The sequence below is a fragment of the Botrimarina mediterranea genome (genome assembly GCF_007753265.1).
In the GTDB taxonomy this organism is placed as follows: domain Bacteria; phylum Planctomycetota; class Planctomycetia; order Pirellulales; family Lacipirellulaceae; genus Botrimarina; species Botrimarina mediterranea.
Map to the genome: position 1 here is coordinate 2,966,687 of NZ_CP036349.1, position 19,653 is coordinate 2,986,339.

The 19,653-nt window shown below is 63.3% G+C and carries 15 protein-coding genes; 9 read left to right on the forward strand and 6 right to left on the reverse strand.

The genetic code is table 11. The features are described from left to right. Window positions 1-50: 50 nt before the first annotated feature. From Spa11_RS11565 to Spa11_RS11590, 6 genes are all read right to left on the reverse strand, one after another. On the reverse strand, window positions 51-332 hold the full coding sequence (locus Spa11_RS11565; protein ID WP_145112351.1) for a hypothetical protein: 282 nt from the start codon (window positions 330-332) through the stop codon (window positions 51-53). 200 nt (window positions 333-532) lie between these two features. Next, complete coding sequence (gene preA, locus Spa11_RS11570) at window positions 533-1,663, reverse strand: NAD-dependent dihydropyrimidine dehydrogenase subunit PreA (RefSeq protein WP_145112353.1); 1,131 nt, start codon at window positions 1,661-1,663, stop codon at window positions 533-535. A 167-nt stretch (window positions 1,664-1,830) separates the two neighbouring features. Continuing rightward, entirely contained in the window at window positions 1,831-3,171 is a 1,341-nt protein-coding gene (locus Spa11_RS11575) for an aspartate aminotransferase family protein (RefSeq protein ID WP_145112355.1), read from the reverse strand. A 213-nt stretch (window positions 3,172-3,384) separates the two neighbouring features. Continuing rightward, complete coding sequence (locus tag Spa11_RS11580) at window positions 3,385-4,845, reverse strand: uracil-xanthine permease family protein (protein ID WP_145112357.1); 1,461 nt, start codon at window positions 4,843-4,845, stop codon at window positions 3,385-3,387. Then, window positions 4,838-5,326, reverse strand: coding sequence for a hypothetical protein (locus tag Spa11_RS11585; RefSeq protein WP_145112359.1), 489 nt, complete (start codon window positions 5,324-5,326; stop codon window positions 4,838-4,840). Before Spa11_RS11585 ends, Spa11_RS11580 begins: the two co-directional genes overlap by 8 nt. 78 nt (window positions 5,327-5,404) lie before the next feature. Next, window positions 5,405-6,277 (reverse strand): nitrilase-related carbon-nitrogen hydrolase, encoded by an 873-nt coding sequence (locus Spa11_RS11590; protein WP_145112361.1) that lies wholly within the window; start codon window positions 6,275-6,277, stop codon window positions 5,405-5,407. A 247-nt stretch (window positions 6,278-6,524) separates the two neighbouring features. Between Spa11_RS11590 and Spa11_RS11595 the strand changes: the two genes are divergently transcribed. The 9 genes from Spa11_RS11595 to Spa11_RS11635 all read left to right on the forward strand — a co-directional run bounded on the left by Spa11_RS11595 (window position 6,525) and on the right by Spa11_RS11635 (window position 19,639). Further along, the gene (locus tag Spa11_RS11595) at window positions 6,525-8,045 is read left to right on the forward strand and encodes a CoA-acylating methylmalonate-semialdehyde dehydrogenase (protein ID WP_145112363.1); all 1,521 of its coding nucleotides are present in this window, start codon (window positions 6,525-6,527) and stop codon (window positions 8,043-8,045) included. 102 nt (window positions 8,046-8,147) lie between these two features. Then, a complete protein-coding gene (locus Spa11_RS11600) occupies window positions 8,148-9,077 on the forward strand; it encodes a sugar phosphate isomerase/epimerase family protein (RefSeq protein WP_145112365.1) in 930 nt (309 codons plus the stop codon). Between the two features lie 494 nt (window positions 9,078-9,571). Beyond that, a complete protein-coding gene (locus tag Spa11_RS11605) occupies window positions 9,572-10,090 on the forward strand; it encodes a sigma-70 family RNA polymerase sigma factor (protein ID WP_145112367.1) in 519 nt (172 codons plus the stop codon). 124 nt (window positions 10,091-10,214) lie between these two features. Continuing rightward, window positions 10,215-12,035: a FecR domain-containing protein gene (locus Spa11_RS11610; protein ID WP_145112369.1), complete on the forward strand. Its 1,821-nt coding sequence runs from the start codon at window positions 10,215-10,217 to the stop codon at window positions 12,033-12,035. Between the two features lie 193 nt (window positions 12,036-12,228). Further along, the gene (locus Spa11_RS11615; protein WP_145112371.1) at window positions 12,229-13,110 is read left to right on the forward strand and encodes a PEP-CTERM sorting domain-containing protein; all 882 of its coding nucleotides are present in this window, start codon (window positions 12,229-12,231) and stop codon (window positions 13,108-13,110) included. Between the two features lie 202 nt (window positions 13,111-13,312). After that, a complete protein-coding gene (locus tag Spa11_RS11620) occupies window positions 13,313-14,317 on the forward strand; it encodes a pullulanase X25 domain-containing protein (protein WP_197529322.1) in 1,005 nt (334 codons plus the stop codon). 51 nt (window positions 14,318-14,368) lie between these two features. Beyond that, window positions 14,369-16,258: a hypothetical protein gene (locus Spa11_RS11625; protein ID WP_145112375.1), complete on the forward strand. Its 1,890-nt coding sequence runs from the start codon at window positions 14,369-14,371 to the stop codon at window positions 16,256-16,258. Between the two features lie 146 nt (window positions 16,259-16,404). Then, window positions 16,405-17,502 carry a DUF1559 domain-containing protein gene (locus Spa11_RS11630; protein ID WP_145112377.1) on the forward strand — a complete coding sequence of 366 codons (1,098 nt, stop codon included), beginning with the start codon at window positions 16,405-16,407 and terminating at the stop codon, window positions 17,500-17,502. 52 nt (window positions 17,503-17,554) lie between these two features. Continuing rightward, window positions 17,555-19,639, forward strand: a complete 2,085-nt coding sequence (locus Spa11_RS11635) for a glycoside hydrolase family 97 protein (protein WP_145112379.1) — start codon at window positions 17,555-17,557, stop codon at window positions 19,637-19,639. Window positions 19,640-19,653 lie beyond the last annotated feature (14 nt).

A 19,653-nucleotide genomic window follows, 5' to 3' on the forward strand; every position in this document is an offset into this window, starting at 1 on the left:
GGCGTCAACGATCGGCCTTCCGTCGCCCCTACAGGGCTCGAATGGTATCTTCACGTCGAACATCCAGGGCGTTGCCCTGGGCTATCATCCGTTACCCCTTCAGGGCAATCAGCACGGTCCCTTTGTGACCAAAGCGCCAGTCCAAGGTATATAGCGTTCAGGTAGAAGCCTAATGAGACCAGATGGGCGGCAGGTCCGACATACTGAAAGGCATGGGCCGCCAATTCGTCAGGCATTTTCGTCCAACTCCCTGCAAACCGACCATTGTCATAATTCTGGACCGCTTCGCTATTGATCAAGCCGTTAACTTCCCATTCGCGATAGGTGCTCATGGTGGTCACCCGTCCCGCGTTATCCGCCGCCATTAGCAGTTCATACGAGATAACGCCGGCGGCTAGATTGAGCACAAGTAGGCATACAAGTGCTTTCCAACGTGACGATTGCGAGACAGGTGGGGGCAGCTCGGTGCTCATTCTTGATAATGGATTCCCTTCTATTCGCGCCCATTCGCGTAATTCGCGGTTAACTCTTCTCACCCCCGCGCTAGCGCATCCGACTGGTCCACAAAATCATCTCCCGACCACTCCGCGTCACCCTTAATCATCTTCTTCTTGTCGGCCTCGGCCTTCTTCGCTTCGCGGGCTTCGGCCTGGCGCTTAACGAGGTCGGAGTGGGTCGTGAAGTAGGGAAGGCTCTTGCCTCTAAAATCGTCGATCGTTTCGAACTTGTGCTTCTCCATGAACGCCAGGAGCTGGTCCTTCATCGGGCCGACGCAGTCGTAGCCGAACTTCATCACGCCCGTGCAGACCTGCACCGTGCTTGAACCGAGGAGGATGAACTGGGCCGCGTCCTCGCCGGTCTCGACGCCGCCGAGGCCGCTCAGCGTGCGGCCGGGGAAATCCTTCTCGATCACCTTCGAGATCTCCATGCACATCCGCAGCGCGATCGGCCGCACCGCTTGGCAACTGTAGCCGCCGGGGGTGGTGTAGCCCTCGACGTTCGGCTCGGGGCGGAGCGTGTCGAGGTCGACGCCGATCACCGAGCGGATCGTGTTGATCGCCGACACCCCCTGACAGCCGGCGCGGAATGCGGCCCGCGCCGGGTCTTCGATGTGCGTGACGTTCGGCGTCATCTTCGCCCACACCGGCTTGGTGGCGACGGCCATCACCCAGCGGCAGACCTCTTCGAGCGCGACGGGGTCCTCGCCCACCGCGGCGCCCATGCGACGCTCGGGCATGCCGTGGGGGCAGCTCATGTTGAGCTCGAACGAATCGACGCCCGCCTCTTCGCAGCGGCCGACGATCTCTTGCCAGGCGTCCTTGTTGTACTCCTCCATGATCGACGCGATCAGCACGCCATCCGGGTGCGAGTCTTTGAGCTTCTTGAACTCGTCGATCCACGTATCGAACGAGCGGTCGCTAATCAGCTCGATGTTCTCCCAGCCGTAGATCTCACCCGTCTCACGCGAACGCAGTCGCCCGTAGCGTGGCTGAACATTAACCACCTTCGACGCGTCGAGGCTCACCGTCTTACAAATGACGGCGCCCCAACCATCGTCAAACGCCCGGCCGATCACCTTGCCGTTGGTCCCCGGGGGGCCCGAGCCAATGACGAACGGATTGGGCAGCTTCAGGCCGTCAACGGTGGTCGCGAGCGTGGGCATGCTGTCTCCGGGTTCGGATTAAGGTGAACCACAAAGGAACTAGGGAACGAAGGGATGGAAACTAACCGGACGCTAACGCGTGCCGGCTGATTGCAAGTTTGAACACTGTATCAGCCGCGGGGCCTTAGCCCCCGGTTCTCCCACTTTGTTCCTTCGTTCCTTTGTGGTTAATTCAATTCGGAAAGGGTGAGGTCGAGAGCGTCCACCAAGTAGTCCGCGTCGTCTTTCGTGAGGCACATCGGCGGCTTGATGCGGAGGGTGTTGCCGAAGAGGCCGCCTTTGCCGATCAGCACGCCGTGCTCTTTCATGCGTTCCATGATCGTGGCGGCTTCGGTGTTGGCGGGCTCTTTCGACTTGCGGTTGCGGACGAGCTCGACGCCGAGCATCAGGCCCATGCCGCGGACGTCGCCGATGAGCTGGTGTTTCTCTTGCAGTTCGAGCAGCCGCCCCTTCATGTGGCCGCCGACGACGCGGGCGTTCTCTTGGATGCCGTCCTCTTCGATGACTTCGAGCGTCGCGAGGCCCTGCGTCATGCTGATCGGGTTGCCGCCGAACGTGTTGAAGTGGATGCGGTTCTTCATCACCTTCGAGATCTCTTCGGTGGTGGTGAAGCCACCGAGTGGGATGCCGTTGCCGATGCCCTTGGCCATCGTGATCCCGTCGGGGACGACATCCCAGTTTTGGTGAGACCAGAAGTGCTCGCCCGTGCGGCCAAAGCCGCCCTGGACCTCGTCGGCGATACAGATGCCGCCGTGCTCGCGGACGATGTCGTAGACGATCTTGAAGAACTCCTTGGGCGGCGTGACCGTGCCGCCGACGCCCTGGATCGGCTCGCCGATGAAGCAAGCGACCTCGCCGGGCGTTTGGTACTGGATGACGTTCTTGATGTCGTGCGCGCACTTCACGCCGCACGACGGGTACTCAAGGCCGAAGGGGCAGCGGTAGCAATAGCCGGCCAGCGTGTGGTGGATCGCCTGGGCCTGATTCGACTTGAACTTCCAGTTGCCGTGGGCGGTGAGGCCCATCGTCGTCGCGGTGCCGCCGTGGTAGCAGTTCCGCAGGGCGATGACCTCGGTGTTGCCCGTGTACTCGCGGGCGGAGAGGATCGCGACCTCGTTGGCTTCGCTGCCCGAGTTGGTGAAGTAGCTGCGGGTAAGCCCCTCGGGCATTTTCGAAGCGAGCTTCTCGGCGAACTGCGCGATCGTCGGGTGCAGGTAGATCGTCGTGGTGTGCTGCAGCTTACCGGTCTGCGCCTGAACCTTCTCGATCACCTTCGGGTGGCAGTGCCCGACGCTGACCGTGACGATGCCCGCGAAGGCGTCGAGGTAGCGCGTCCCCTTCTCGTCCCAGACGTACTGCATCTTCCCCTCGACGATCATCAAGGGGTCTTTGTAATAGGTGATGACGCCGGGCGAGACATACTGCGTCCGCAAGGCGATCACCTCCTCGCGCGAAGGCCCGTCATAGGGCGTCGGCGTGTGGTCGCAGATCGGGAGTTGGAGCTTCATGCTGGTGAATCGATTGAAGGGAAGGGGATAAGGGGGATGTTGGTGATAGGGGGGATAAACGGGCGATCGCGGAGCGGCCGATTAGCGTCTTATCTTCAAGGACTAGAGGTCTCTAAGCCACCGTTAGCAGCGAAGCAACTGTTGTGATGTCGCTTATCGCTTGCGATCTCCCCTATCACCAACATCCCCCTATCTCCTAAATCTTCATAGCATCTAACCAATCACTTCAACGTCGTCGATATCCGCCGCTTCGGGGACCAGCACGCCGGGGCCGTCATGCAGGCCGCGTTCGGCGGGCGTTCCCGGGATTAGGTTGTCGAGGGTGATGCCTAGTATCGCCGCGACCGCCATGCCGGTCTTTCCGATGGCGCCGAGCACGTCGCCGAGGCCGTAGGGAATATTCAACAGCAGGGCGGCGCCCGCTTCGCTGTTGAAATAGGCCGGTACGCTGAGGCCCATGAACAAGGCGAAGCCGCCGATTAGCAGGTTACGATCGCTGTCGAGGTCGGCCTTGGCGAACTGCCGCACGCCGACGGCGCTGATCAGTCCGAACATCACGCAGTAGAGCCCGCCAACGACCGGCTGGGGGATCGCCGCAGCGATGGCGCCGAACTTCCCAAATAGACCGAGAAGCACGAGGATCACGCCGGCGATCTGCACGACGTAACGGCTGCCGACTTTCGTGAGACCTACGAGGCCGACGTTCTCAGAGTAGCTCGTCGAGCTAAATCCACCGAAGACGCCCGTCAACGCACAGCCGACTCCTTCGAAGCCGATGCCGCGCGAGATCTGCTCAGGCGTCGGATCGCCGCCACCCGCCATGTGGCTGCAAGCGTGGTAGTCGCCGAACGACTCGAGGATCGACGCCAGATAGCCGGCGAGGACGGCGATGATGAACGAGGTGGCGAACTTCGGCGCTCCCCACGGAAAGAGCACATCCGTCGTCCGCAGCCACTCTGAGTTCTGCATCGCCTCGAAGCTGACACGCGCGGCGTGGTCCTCGCCGTACCAGCCGAACACCGTGCCGAGATAACAGACGCCGACCGACGCGAGGATCGCCAGCAGCATCGGAAACAATCGGAACAAGAGCAGTCGTCGCGACAGCGCTAGCGAGAACAAGATGACAAGCGTCATCGTCAGGATGCTCGTCGGCCAGTGCGACGCAGCCACCGGAGCGCCGGCCTGATAGAGCGCGAGCCCGATCAGCATGATCACGGGGCCAACGACCACTGGAGAGAGGAAATGCCGAACGGCGCCCACGAGGCCCGAGAACCCGAGCGCCATCTCGACCACCGCGCCGACAATCACCGCGCCGGCGATGTACTGCATCGCTTCGCCGCCATCACCGCCGAGGCCGCCGGCGCTCTCGGGACGCAACACCGTCGGGATGATGACGCCGCTGAACGCCGCCAAGAAAGAAAAGCTCACCCCCTGAATGATCGGCAGCCGCGACCCGAAGGTCGTCTGTAGCAGCGTGGCCACGCCGCTACAGAGCATGACCGACGAGATCAACAGCGCGGTCTGCGTCGCGTTCATCTGCATCGGCTCGGCGAGCAACAGCGGCACCGCGACGGTCGAGCCGAACATCGTCAGCACGTGCTGCACGGCGAGTACCACCGCCCGCGGAAAGGGCGGCTTGTCATCGAGGCCGTAGAGGACGGTCTGGCTACTCATTGTCCGGAGAGTTTTGTGAAGGTTCCGATTCAGCCTCATGCTTGAGCACTGCGCGAAGGTTCGCGTCATAGTGCTTCATACGACTCTTCGCCTTGCTCTTTGTTGCTTCATCGCCGCCGTACTCGACGTCAACGAGGTGATACTGGAGCCTGTCATAGCAGTGAAGGCGCAAGACAAGTAGCTTGAGCTGGAGGTCGTCACTCGTCTTCGCGTACTCGAGCAATTCTCCGTACGCATCGGCGTATCCCACTCCGTAGGCCTTGGACAACTCCGGGAACTCGGAGTCACCAGCATTGTGTAGCGACAATTGCTTGGCCTTCCGGTTATCTTCGGTTGCTTCGCTCAACAATTCTCGAACGTCAGCGGCTCCAGCAGTTGCGGCCGCACCAAAGAGCAACAGGAACGCTAAGGGTTTCATCATTTCGTAATACTTAGTGCGAGTAGCAGTGCTGATCGCAGTACCGAGATTGCTGTTGGCCATTGTCGAAACACTGAAAGGTCAGAAGGCATTGGTTGGGTAGGCCGTATCGCCACAGCTGCCGTTCCCATGGGCCGACAGTTAGAGTTCCGTTATCGCCCCGTAAGTTTCCGGCCGGCGGTCGCGGAAGAACTGCCACGTGTTGCGTACTTCGCGGATCATGTCGAGGTCCATGTCGGCGATCACGATGTCGTCCTCGTCACGCTTGTCGCTCTTGGCGACGTACTGGCCGCGGGGGTCGCAGAAGTAGCTCTGGCCGTAGAACTCGCCGATCCGCCACGGCTCTTCCCAGCCGGGCCGATTGATCGCGCCGACGAAGTACTGGTTCGCCACCGCGTGGGCGGGCTGCTCGATCGTCCACAGGTACTCGCTGAGCCCCGCGACGGTCGCCGACGGGTTGAAGACGATCTCGGCGCCGCCTAGCCCCAGGCACCGTGCGCCATCGGGGAAGTGGCGGTCGTAGCAGATGTAGACGCCTACCTTGCCGACGGCTGTGTCGAAGACCGGGTAACCGAGGTTCCCGGGGCGGAAGTAAAACTTCTCCCAGAAGCCTGGGTTGCAATGCGGGATGTGGATCTTGCGGAACTTGCCGAGGTACGAACCGTCGGCGTCGATGACGGCGGCCGTGTTGTAATAGACGCCCGTCATGTCCTCTTCGTACATGGGGACGACCATCACGATGCCGAGCTTCTTCGCCAGCTCCATCATCAGCTTGGTGGTCGGCCCGTCGGGCACGGGCTCGGTAAGCTCGTACCACTTGGTGTCCTGCTCGGCGCAAAAATAGGGGCCGTAGAACAACTCCTGCAAGCAAACGACCTGGGCGCCCTTGCCGGCGGCCTCCTCGATCATCGCGACGTGCTTATCGATCATCGCCTGCTTGATCTTGGCGACGGGCGACGTCGTGGGCTCGCAGGTGGTCGCTTGAATCAGCGCGCCACGGACAGGTCGGGGCATTCGTATTTTCTCCAGAACGGGCAGAGTCTTGCTCGAAGCAGTACGATACGAATCGAACCACAAAGGAACGAAGGAACCAAGAGCAGCGGGGCATGGGCCCTCACTCCCTTCGTTCCTTAGTTCCGTTGTGGTTCGTTCTTTTGGCTGCGCTTGGCTCGGCTTGGCGTGGTTGTGTGGAACGCCTGTCGCTGGCTACCTTAATCGAAACTTAACCGAACGCCTACGTCTTTCCGCCGGGAACTCTGCGATGACGACGACCGCTGCCGTGGCTATTGCTCCGATGCTGATTGGCGGTCGCTGGGTCGAGACGGCGACCGATACCTGGGAGGACGTCTACAACCCGTCGACCGGTCAGGTCATCGCCCGCACGCCGCACGCCGGCAAGGAAGCAGTTGACGAAGCCGTCGAAGCCGCCGCCAAGGCGCTGCCGGAATGGGCCGACACGCCCGTCGTCGAGCGTGCCCGGGTGATGTTCCGCTTCCGCGCGCTGATGGAAGAGCACTTCGAAGAGCTGGCGACCCTCGTCACGCGCGAGCACGGCAAGACGCTCGCCGAAGCGCGGGCCGAACTCAACCGCGGCGTCGAGATGGTTGAGTTCGCCGCCGGCATGCCCGCGATGCTGATGGGTCAAACGCTGCCCGACATCGCGTCGGGCGTTGACGCCGAGTGCGTGAAGCATCCCGTCGGAGTGTGTGTCGGCATCACGCCGTACAACTTCCCGAACATGGTGCCGCTGTGGATGTTCCCCGTTGCGATCGCCTGCGGCAACACGTTCGTCTTGAAGCCGTCCGAGAAGACGCCACTCTCCGCGGTGCGGCTCGGTGAGTTGCTGACCGAAGCGGGTTTGCCCGACGGCGTGTTCAACATCGTTCATGGCGCGCGGGCGTGTGTCGAGGCATTGCTAACGCACCCAAAGGTAGCGGCGATCTCGTTCGTCGGTTCGACGCCCGTCGCGAAGATCGTCTACGAGACTGGCACGAAGCACGGCAAGCGAGTGCAGGCCGCCGGCGGGGCCAAGAACCACCTCGTCATCATGCCCGACGCCGACATCGATCAGACCGTCAAGCAACTCGCCGCCAGCGCCTACGGCTGCGCCGGCCAGCGCTGCATGGCGGGGAGCGTCGCGGTGGCGGTCGGCGGGGCAGGGGACCCGCTCGTCGAGGGCCTCGTCGATTTCGGCAAGGCGATGAAGGTCGGCCCCAGCGACCCCGCCGTCTCAAGCGCCGCCGAGACGATCGGCATGGGCCCGTTGATCCGCGACGATCATCGCAAGCGGGTCGCATCGTATCTTGATATCGCTCTGCAAGACGGCGCGACGGTCGCGCTCGATGGCCGACAATCGGCGAGTGGCGACGGCTTCGTGCTGGGCCCGAGCGTTGTCGATCACGTGGCGCCGACGATGCGTGTCGTGAAGGAAGAGATCTTCGGCCCCGTGCTCAGCGTCGCCCGCGTCGAGACGCTCGAAGAAGCTCTCGCCCAAGGCGACGGCTGCGAGTTCGGCAATGGCGCCGTGATCTTCACGCAGAGCGGCCACGCGGCGCGTGAGTTCAAACGCCGCTTCAACGCCGGCATGATCGGCGTCAACGTCGGCGTCCCGGCGCCGATGGCTTGGTTCCCGTTCACCGGTTGGAACCGCTCGTTCTTCGGCGACCTCCACATTCAAGGGACCGAGGGCATCCAGTTCTACACCCGCCAGAAGGTGACGCTCACCCGCTGGCCCAAGCCGAGCGAGTCGCACCACGACCCCGTTTGGCGCAGCGGACGCTGACGTAATCCTTAGACAGGATCAACTCGAGGTCTTGATGATTGATCCTGTGAATCCTGTGAATCCTGTGAATCCTGTTAATCCTGTCTGACTTAAGGAAGTGCGATGTCGATCAGTCGTCGAGCCTTTGGCGGCGTCGCCGCCGCCACTGCCGGTCTGGCAATCACTTCCCCAACACGAGCCGAGACGGCCCCTGCGCCGAAGGTCCGCAACCGCATCGCGGTCTCGACCTACTCCTTTTGGCGGTTCAAGGACGACTCGAAGCTGTCGATCGAGGAGTGCATCGATCAGGCCGCGCGGATGGGGTTTGATGGGGTCGAGATACTCCACATTCAGATGGAAAGCGAAGACCCCGGCTACCTGCAACGCCTCAAGCAACAGGCCTTCATCAATGGTCTCGACCTCTGCGGCCTCAGCACGCACCAGGGTTTTGTCTCCCCCGATGAAGCGGTCCGGCAGAAGAACATCGATCACACGATCCACACGATCGAGCTCGCCTACGCCCTCGGCATTCCGACGATGCGCGTCAACACGGGGCGTTGGGGGACAAGCGGGGATTTTGATGAGCTGATGGCCAACCGCGGCGTCGAGCCGCGGCTGCCCGGCTACACCGACGACGATGGCTTCGCTTGGGTGATCGACGCGTTTGAGAAGATCATGCCCACCGCCGAGAAGTGCGGCGTGACGCTCGGCCTGGAGAACCACTGGGGCCTCGGCCTGACGCCCGAGGGGGTGCTGCGGATCGTCGACGCGGTGGACTCGCCCTGGCTCCGCTGCACGCTCGACACGGGCAACTTCCTCGAAGACCCCTACGATCGTCTGGAGAAGATGGCGCCGGAGACGGTCTTCGTCCAAGCCAAGACCTACCACGGCGGCGGCCTGTGGTACTCGCTTGAGCTCGACTACCCGCGGATCGCCGCGATGCTCCGCCGCCACGACTACCGCGGCTATGTCTCGCTGGAGTTCGAGGGCGAGGAAGACTGGCGGACAGCAATCCCCAAAAGCCTCGCCGAGCTCCGGGCAGCGTTCGGCTAATCCCCCTTATGGCGGGTCTTAGCCGTGGGCGGGAGCCCTCGGAGCACAGCGGGTACCAGCCGCCACCCAGGGCTCCCGCCCACGGCTCAGGCCGTTCAGAAGGCGCCCCGGACCCGCGGTTATGGACATACGTCCATATCGCCACAGAGGTGCCTAGAAGGCGGCTTCGCAGGGTCCGATGACCAAGATGTCGCCTCTGGCCTCCAGCCCCGCAGAATGGCTCCTAGCGGCTCATAGGGAGCGCCGGCGAAAAGCCCTGTACTTAAAGAGCGAAACGGCTACGGGTTGGCTGCGAACGACAACGGCCGGGGTCGAATCGTAACCTATTGCGGTGAAACAGGTTGCGTCAATCGAGTCGCCCTGCGTTTGCGAACTTTGCGGTTTCTCGGCCAATTTCTGCAAGAATAATTCGCTTTGCGAATACCAATCCGCCACCCGAGCGTGCTGATCTAAATAGCCACGCGTCTTTTCCCGCGACGGTTTCTCATCAGCTTATGGACGGACCGAGAGAAGCCTTCGCGCGATTGTTCGCCAAGAACCAGAGCTGGCTATACGCCTACCTCGTCACGCTGCTCGGCAACGTCGCCGACGCGGAGGAGGTGTTCCAAGAGGTTTGCGTCGTGCTCTGGAGCGAGTACGAGGCTTTCGACCCGGAGACCAACTTCCGGCGGTGGGCGAGTGTTGTCGCCCGCAACCGGGTGATGGGTTTCCGGACCAAGCAGCAGCGTGAGGCGAAGAGGCTGTCGGATGTCGCGATTGAATTGCTTGCGGAAGAAGCCGTGGAACGTGCCGATCTGCTCGAAGAGCGTCGGGCCGCGTTGCACAGGTGCCTCGACAAGCTGTCTCCTGCCGACCGGCAACTCGTCGCCAAGTGCTACGGCGACGCCGACCGATCGTTCAATACCGTCGCCGAGCAGCTCGGCCGACCGGTGAACACGGTCTACAAGGCGTTGCAGCGGGTGCGTCGGGCCCTGCGTGAGTGTGTTGACCGCCGTGTCAACGCGCAGGTTTGAGCGCTCGGCTTCCACGTTAGGCGTCCACGCCAAATGGCTGGAAGCGTCGAAGAGTTTCAATGTGAAGAGTATCGAGGGGTCTCCCTCAATAGAGCCGCATGAAGCGGTAGGAACTGCGAGCCAAATGGCGCACGACGAACAACTCCACGAACTGGTTGACGCCCTCAGCGACCGCTCGATCACCGACGAGCAGATCGCGACGCTCAACCAGCGTCTCGAGAGCGACCAAGCCTCGCGCCACGGGTTCATGAACCTGATGCGGATCGAGGCCGAGCTTGGCGCGCTCCATCACCCGCTTGCGTCGTGGTCGTTCGAGGACGGGGCGACATTCGTTGATTCCACCGAGCCGTTATCAACAACATCCGACCAAGCCAATCTACAGAGCCAAGCCGAACCACAGAGCCCGTCACGTCGCTCGGTCCGCTTCCTGCAAACGATGGGCGCCCTAGCGGCGTCGGTCGCGATCACGGCGGCGGCCTCCTCTTGGCTGACGTACGAAGGCGTCCAAGGCCGGGGCCCACTCGCCGCGATGCTCGCGACGGACTCCGTGAAAGGCCCGGCGGTCACCGATGTCGTCGCCCGCGTCGCCGCCACCCGCAACTGCCGCTGGAGTGGTGGGACCACGGACCTTGGGTTCGGCGCCGACGTTGCTGGCGGTGAGTTGCTCGAGCTGGAAACGGGTCTCGCCGAGTTGACCTTCCCCGGCGGCGCGCGGGTGGTGCTCGAAGGCCCCGCCGCCTTCCGCATCAGCGATTCAGAGACCGTCGAGCTCTACCGCGGGCGCGTCGCCGCCGCTGTCCCGACCGAGGCGCAGGGCTTCTCGATCAAGACGCCACGCCTGGTCATCGCGGAGACCGGCGCCCAGTTCGGCGTCGTCGCCGGCGCCGATGGCTCGGACGAGGTCCACGTCTTCGAGGGCGCCATCGAAGCCCGCGCGGTGGACGATCGCGGCCGCATCACCAGCGTCGTGAACCTCGCCTCGCTGGAAGCCGCCCGCTTCCGCTCCGCCAACCATCGCTTCGCCCGCTTCAACGCCGACGACGAGAGCTTTGTCCGCAGCCTCGAGACCCGCAACGGCCCCGGTGAAGGTCTGTTGGCGTTCGAGAACTTCTCCTACCCCGCCGGCCCCGTCGCCTGGCAGAACGGCGGCTTCGGTTGGGTCGGTCCTTGGGCCGACCTCGAGGCCGCGGCCACCGGCGCTTCTTTGGAAGAAGCCGCCGGCGCGGCGCCGAGCAACGGCGTCGCCCGCGGCAGCATCGCGGCCGCCGACTTGGTGGCGCTCGGCAACCGTTTCGTGCAGAGCGGCAACGCCAACCGCGTCCGCCGCACCCTGAGCACAAGCCTCGGCGGCGTCTTCGACGCGGCAGGCCTGATCGAGAGCGTTGATGGGTTGCGTCTGATCGGCCGGAACGGTTCGACGATCTACATCAGTTTCTTGCAACGCGTCTCGAAGACGAACGACGTCTTCTACGGCTTCGAGTTGCATCGCGGCGACGGCAACTTCAACCGTGTCCTCTGCATCGGCAACGGCGCCGAAGGAAACGGCTACGGCGTCTCGACCAACTTCCATTACCAACGCGACGTGAAAGAGGCCGCTTTCGAATCGCTCGGCGAGGAGAACGACGCGGTCAATTTTGTGGTTGTCCGCATCGACTTCGGCGATGACGACAAGGATATCGCAACGGTTTACCGAAACCCTTCGTCGTTGACGGAAGAGAATAGTTGCGTAGCAACCGCAAAGCTGTCGGGCATGTTCGCTTTTGACCGCGTCAGCCTCGGCAATTTCGAGGGCTCCAAGCTGCACGAGATCGACGAGGTCCGCATCGGCACCGACTTCCGCGCCGTCACCGGCCGGCGAGCCTCGGGCTGGAACAACAACCAAGAAGAGAGCTTTGCCTTGAGAGCGCCATTTGTTTGGTCGCTTCCGCTGGCGAGCTTAAAGTGAATATATAAGCGTCGTTACCGCGACGCCCCTGCGTACAGGCGACTTATCGAGCGGCTGCCAGCCGCTAGCCGTTTCACAACGGCGAACGACTCATCACGACTTGCTTTTCAAGACGGCGGCGCGTTACGCCCCTGGCCTCCGTATTGCTACTCACTACGGGCGAGAAATCTTGCATCTCTGGAGTTTCAGTCTCATGAATCCATGTCGAGTTGGCGCCGCGATCGGCGCGTGCCTGATGGGCTTACTAGCCCAACCCGCGTTTGCGGCCGTGATCGACGGCGCGAACATCCCAAGCGAGGGGCTTACGCTCCGCGCCACGCAAGACACCCCTACCGGCTTCGGCAACGCCACAGGCGGCGGCCAGGACTCGGCCGGTGGTTCGGAAGTCAACGCGCTCTACGCCGACATTAACGGCGGGGTGCTGACGATCGGGATCACCGGGAACCTCGAGGGCAACTTCAACAAGTTCTTCTTGTTCATCGACGCCGTTCCCGGCGGCGAGAATGTCCTCGCTAACGACAACGCCGATGGCGGTTTCGGTGAGATCAACAATATGGCCGGACTCGCCTTCGCGAATGGCGCGACGATGGACCACGGCCTGCGCTTTGAGATTGGCGGTGGCTTCTACGGCGTCCGCCAGTTCGACCTGATTGACAACACCGCCGGCGACGTCGCCACGGGCGGCGGCCCCGGCGACCTGCCGCTTGCGGGCGTCGGCTCGGGCGGGTTCACCGTCGGCTGGGACAACAGCAACGTGCTTGGCGTCGATGGCGCCAGCGCAGCGGGCGCCGCCACGGCGACCTCAGGGTGGGAGATCGAGATCGACCTTGTTCAGGCCTACGGGCTGTCTCAGGGAGACATCAATCTGGCGATGGTCGTCACCAATGGCGACGCCGGCTTTCTCTCGAACCAGACGCTCCCGGGGCTGAATGGCGCCGGCAACCTGGGCGGCGGTAACGGACAGACGCTCCCGGTCGTCACGATTCCCGGGCTCCCTGTTCCCGAGCCGTCCGCCGCTTTGCTGATGGGCGTGGTGGCTTCGACGATCGCCGCGACGCGTCGCGTCCGTGGTTGAGAAACGCTTTGACGATTGATGGAAACGATTGATTGACGACGCCCAGCCGGCGTCACGCCGACGCCGGCTGGGACCGTGATGCAGCCGCTAAGCCCCTTTCGATGCGGCATCTAAGCTGAGCAGACGCATTTCTGCGGGGTGGATGGATCAGCGCGGTGGTTGGGGCGATACAACGTTCACCTATTCAGACGGAGTTCTTTCGATGACGACTCGTTCGCTTGCTCCGAAGGCCGCGGCCGCCTTCGGTATCCTGCTCCTCGCCGGCGCCGCCCAAGCCCAGAACTACTTCGTCCCTGGCAGCTACGTCAGCGAGACGGGCGTTGGCAACGACTGGGACCCGCCGACGGCGCCGCAGATGGTTGAGACAGCGCCGGAGAGCAACATCTTCGACCTCGACTTCACGCTCACCGGCGTCACCGAAGGTCAGGGCTTCGCCTTCAAGATCCTCAACACGCCCGACAACACGGCGCCGGCGTGGGGACAGCCCGAGATCACCCCTCAAGACGTGCCATTCGACGCCGACGCCGACTTCGACATGACGATCCGTCTCGACCGTAATACCTACACCGACGGTTATTTCCCCACCACCAACCGCGTCGCCATTCTCGACGACTACACAACCTGGACCGCCATTGGCAACTTCCAAACTCAGCTCGGCAGCGCGTCGGACTTCAATAACAGCTTCCTGGGCACGGCGATGACCGAGACAACGCCCGGCGTCTATGCGCTAACGACCGCCATTCCGACCGCCGGCTCCTATGCCTGGCGTGCGGTAAAGACCGGCACGTTCAACGGCGTCGGCACGGACGGTCGCTCGGGTAACGCCGCGAACATGACCTTCAACACGTTCGAAGACAATCAAGAAGTCACGTTCGAGATGAACACGAACATCGGCGCCATCCGCTTCCTCACCGAGGCGGTTCTCGCCGGCGACACCAACAACAACGGCTTGGTCGAGTTCGATGATTTCACCCCGATCCGTGACAACTTCCTCACCTCGACAAGCCTCCGCGCCAACGGCGATCTCACCGGCAACGGGTTTGTCGATATCGCCGACTTCCGTGAGTGGAAGAACGCTTTCAGCGGCCCGCCCGAGATGATCCAGATGGCGCTGGCGCAGCTGCAGAGTGTGCCCGAGCCGAGCAGCCTCGCGCTGATCGGTCTGGCGACGGCCTTCCTCGGCGGCTCGCGCCGCCGAGCGGGCTGAGACGGTTCTGGTTCATTCCGAAACGCACACTCTAGAAGGCAAGACCCACTCATGAAGCGTTATCTCCTCCCGGCGGCGTGCACGGCCTTGGCGGCCGTCCTCGCCGCCACGCCGCCGGCCGACGCCCAGAATCGCTGGTCGACGTTCGCGGTCGACAATAACTGGACAAACGACAGCAACTGGGACGTCGGCTTCGCACCCGACCCTGCGTTCGACACGGCTGCGATCATCGGCGTCAACACGCTCGGCGCCGCCTCGTCGGCGACGGTTACGGTCAACAGCACAGTGACCTCGCCGACGCTGCAACTCGCCGACGGCGCCGGCACCTCGGCGACCCTGACGATCCCCGCCACACGCAGCCTGACGACGGTCGCCGACCTCTCGCCGGGCGACATGCAGATCGGCCTCAACGGCGGCCTCGCTACGGTCAATGTGCAAGGCACGCTCAACGTGGCTCGTGAACTGACGACGCCCACCAGCGGCGCCTTTAACAGCAGCCTCGCCTTGTCGGGCAACGCCGTTGTCACCGCTCAGCATGGGTTTCTCGACCGCCAGTTCAGCATCGCGGGGCCTAACGTGTCATTTACGATGACCGGCACGGATGCGAACGGGAACGGGCTGATCCTCGGCGGCGGCGGCGTCCACACCTGGGAGTTCGGCCCCGCGGGTCCTTCGCAACTGAACGTTGCCGGCAACCTTGACCTCGGCGGCACGCTCGCCATCAAGACACCGGGCTACACGCCGGTGGTTGGCAGCTCGTGGGTGATCGCCGACTCCGCCACCGTCGACGCCAACGACGGCACGCCCAGCGGTTTCGGCTTCATCGACACGTCGGGCGTCCCCAACCTGTTGCCGGGGACGGTGTTCGGAGTCCGCACGGGCGACCCCGGCACGATCGGCGTGCTCACGAAGCTCGAGGTCGTGCAGACGCCTGTCTTGACGATCAACCGCCAGACCGGCGTCGCGTCCCTCCGCAACTACAGCCCCGACGCGGCGACGATCTCGTTCGACTCCTATGTGATCCGCTCGACGAACGGTTCGCTCAAACCGTCGGGTTGGAGCAGCCTCGACGACCAAGGCGTCAGCAGCAACGAATGGTACGAAGCGAACCCTCAAACGACGGGCATGTCGGAGCTCAACCCTTTTGGCGACATCAGCCTGGCCACGAGCGAGACGATCTCGCTCGGCTCGGTGTTTACGCCGCCCGCTCCGGCGGCGTTCGGTGAAGAGAACGAAGACCTGACCTTCGAATTCGGCACAAGCGGCGGCGTCGCCACGGGTCAGATCGTCTACGAAGGATTGCCGAACAACACGCTGGTGCTCAACGTCGATCCATCGACCGGTGACGCGCAGTTGTTGAACCCCTCGGGCTTCAGTGTCGGCATCGACTCTTACGTGATCTCGTCCGAGTCGGGCTCGCTGAGCACCTCGGCGTGGTCGAGCCTCGATGACCAGAATGTCGAGGGCGCCAACCAGTGGTACGAGGCGAACGTTAGCGCAAATCAGCTGGCCGAGCTGCTCGTCGATGGTTCGACGGCGATGCCCTCGAATCTCGGCGCCGTCTACGACATCGGCTCTCCATGGCTCACCAGCGGCCAGCGGGACCTCACCTTCCAGTTCGCACTGGAGGGCGAGACGACGCTCCGCACCGGCAAGGTTGTCTACGGCGCCGCGCTGTCGCCGGTCGCGTTGGCCGGCGACTACAACGATGACGGCAAGGTCGACGCCGCGGACTACACCGTGTGGCGTGACAACACCGGCACGGCGACGACGCTCCCCAACGACCCGACCCCCGGCACGGTCGGCCCAAGCGACTACACGGTCTGGTCGTCGAACTACGGCGCCAGTTCGGCGGCGACCGCCGTCGCGGTCCCCGAGCCGACGGGCTTCGCGCTGGTGTTAGGCATGATTTTTGGCGCCACGGCCCGTCGCCGTGCGTAGAGGCAGTAAGGCAGTTCCCGAGAGCCGGCGGCCCGCCGCCGGTTCTCGGGGCGCCTCGCTGAGAAGAGAGCTCCAGTCCAGGCTTCGCTGTAAGAGGCCGCCCCGTCGCGCGTCGCGCGATCCACTTCGGTTTTAGGAGAGAACCCGTGTCCCGTCGAAGCGGCTTCACGTTAGTCGAACTGCTGGTCGTGATCGCGATCATCGGCATCCTGGTCGCGTTGCTGCTCCCGGCGGTGCAGGCCGCGCGCGAAGCGGCGCGCCGGACGCAGTGCAAGAACCAGATGAAGCAGATGGGTCTAGCAAGCATGAACCACCACGACGTGGTGGGGCATCTGCCGACGAGCGGCTGGGGATGGCGTTGGCAGCCCGATCCCGAGAAGGGCTACAACGGCGATCAACCCGGTGGCTGGACGTTCAATATCCTTCCGTTCATGGAAGAGCAGGCGTTACGCGACCTCGCCAGCGGCGGCGGCACACGCCCCGAAATCGAAGCCAAGATGCTGCAACTCGTCCAGACGCCGGTTCCGGTCTACAACTGCCCCAGTCGTAGACAACCAGAGCTCTACCAGTATCAGCGTAACGACGGCAGGCCACTTGCCGCGAACTTAAACTCTTGCAGGCCGGATGGGACATGCAGCATCGCGCGGACAGACTACGCTGGCAACGCGGGGAATGGTACGAATCCCGCCGACATGGGAAATGCCGGTCCGGACGCGCAAGCTCAGGTCGATGCTGGGTATAACGCGTGGATTTCGAACAAACACAACGGGGTCATGTTCCAGCGCAGCGCCGTGAAGTTCTCTAAAATCACGGACGGCACCAGCAAGACCGCGCTCATTGGAGAGAAGTACGTCAGCACGGACTACTATGCTACCGGCAACAGCAATGGCGATGATCAGAACATCTTCGTAGGGCACGACCAAGACAATCTCCGCTACACGGGCTTACCGGCCACATCGGGCGCCACCGGCGTTGTTGGCGCGGGGGCAATCGGCCCTTACCCCGACACTCCGGGCCTAACGCCGATGGGCGTCAGCAGCGGCGTCGCCGGCAGCAAGACACTGCCGACACAAGCGCGGCCGAGCACGCCGATCTCCCCCATCTTTGGCGGCTCACACCCGGGGTCGATGAACATGGCGTTCTGCGACGGCTCGGTGCAAACCATCTCTTACGACATCGATCCGCGCGTCTTTTTCTTCTACGGCGGGCGCAACGACGATGGCGACGTCTACCCGGGCCCGTGATCGTTGCTGGTCCCTCCAATCGCTCCATTGACGCACTAATTACCAACCTTTGATGAAGTCACGCTCTCTCCTGCTGTTAGCCCTGCTCGCATCGGCCTCCCTCGCCATGGCGAAGGAGTCGGCCACCGCGCAGCTCACCGTCACCTCGCCCGACGGCAAGAACGCCATCGAGTTCTCACTCGAAGCGGGCGCGCCGACCTACACGGTGTCGCGCAACGGCGAGACGCTCATTACCCCGTCGCGGCTGGGATTGGAATTGAAGGGGCATAAGCCGCTCACCGATGGCTTTGTCGTCGCCAAGACGGAGACCAACTCGACCGATAGCGTCTGGGAGCAGCCCTGGGGCGAAGCCCGCGAAGTCCGCGACCACCACAACGAGTTGCATGTTACGCTGCAGCAACCGGATGGCCTGAAGCTGCTGGTCACGTTCCGCGCCTACGACGACGGCGTCGCCTTCCGCTACGAGTTGCCAGAACAAGACGGCCTCGACGACGTCGCGATCACCAATGAGGTCACCGAGTTCGTGCTCGCCGGCGACTGGCCCGCTTGGTGGATCCCGGCGTTCGCCGACAACCGCTACGAGTACGTCTACTCGCACACGCCCGTCAGTGAGACGGAGGTCGTCCACACGCCCCTCACCATGCAGGCCGGGCCGCAGGCGTTCGTCAGTCTCCACGAAGCGGCGCTGATCGACTACAGCAGCATGGCGCTGCGGAACGAGGGCGACCAGAAGCTCAAGGCCGACCTCTTCCCTTGGTCGGATGGCGTGCTAGTGAAGGGCAAGGGCTCCATCCGTTCGCCGTGGCGGACGATTCAACTGGCGGACACGCCGTCGGGCCTCGCCGCTTCGACGATGCTCCTCAACCTCAACGAGCCGTCGAAGATCGCCGAGACGTCGTGGATCACGCCCGGCAAGTATGTCGGCGTCTGGTGGGAGATGCACGTCAACCGCGCGACTTGGGGCTCCGGCGATCGCCACGGGGCCACCACCGACAACGTCAAACGCTACATCGATTTCGCCGCGAAGAATGGATTCAAGGGCGTGCTCGTCGAGGGCTGGAACGTCGGCTGGGATGGCGACTGGATCCAGAACGGCGATAAGTTCAGCTTCACCGAGCCTTACCCCGACTTCGACATCGAAGAGCTCGCCCGCTACGCCGCCGACCGTGACGTGAGTCTCGTGGGTCACCACGAGACGGCCGGCGCGGTCTCACATTACGAGGCGCAGCTCGAAGACGCCTTCGACCTCTACGAGCGGCTCGGCGTCAAAGCGGTGAAAACCGGCTACGTGATGTTCGGCCAGGGCATCCGCCGCATCGACGAGAACGGCGTCGAGCAGAAGGAATGGAGCCATGGCCAGTTCATGGTCCGCCATCACCAGAAGGTGATCGAGTCGGCCGCCAAGCATCGCATCATGGTCGTCGCCCACGAAGGGATCAAAGACACCGGCCTGCGTCGCACGTGGCCCAACGCGATGAGCCGAGAGTGCGCACGCGGCCAGGAGTACAACGCCTGGAGCGGCGACTCCCGTAACCCGCCCGAGCACGAGTCCATCCTCGCCTACACACGGATGCTGTCGGGACCGATGGACTACACGCCCGGCGTCTTCGACATCACGCTCTCGACCGGCGTTGATCGTCAGAACGACCGCATCCCCAGCACGCTCGCCAAACAGCTCGCGTTGTACGTCGTGCTCTACGCGCCACTGCAAATGGCTTGCGACTTCCCCGAGGTCTACGAGCAGCATCCGGACGCGTTCCAGTTTATCTGCGACGTGCCGACCGATTGGGAGAAGACCCTGGCGCTCGACGGTATGATCGGCGACTACGTCGTTACCGCCCGAAAAGAGCGCGGCGCCGACAATTGGTGCCTGGGCGCGATCAGCGACGAAGAGCCCCGAACGCTGGAAGTCCCGCTGTCGTTCCTCGACACGGGCGTCGCCTACGAAGCCCAGGTCTACCGCGACGCCGACGACGCCGACTGGCTCAAGAACCCGACGGCCTACGTCGTCGAATCCCTGAAGGTGAGCGCCGACACGATCCTTTCGGTCCGCTTGGCGCCAGGCGGCGGCCAAGCCATCCGCTTCAAGCCGCTCGACACTGTGCGTGTCAGCGCGGACGGAACCACCGCGAAGTGACGCTCTCCTCGCCG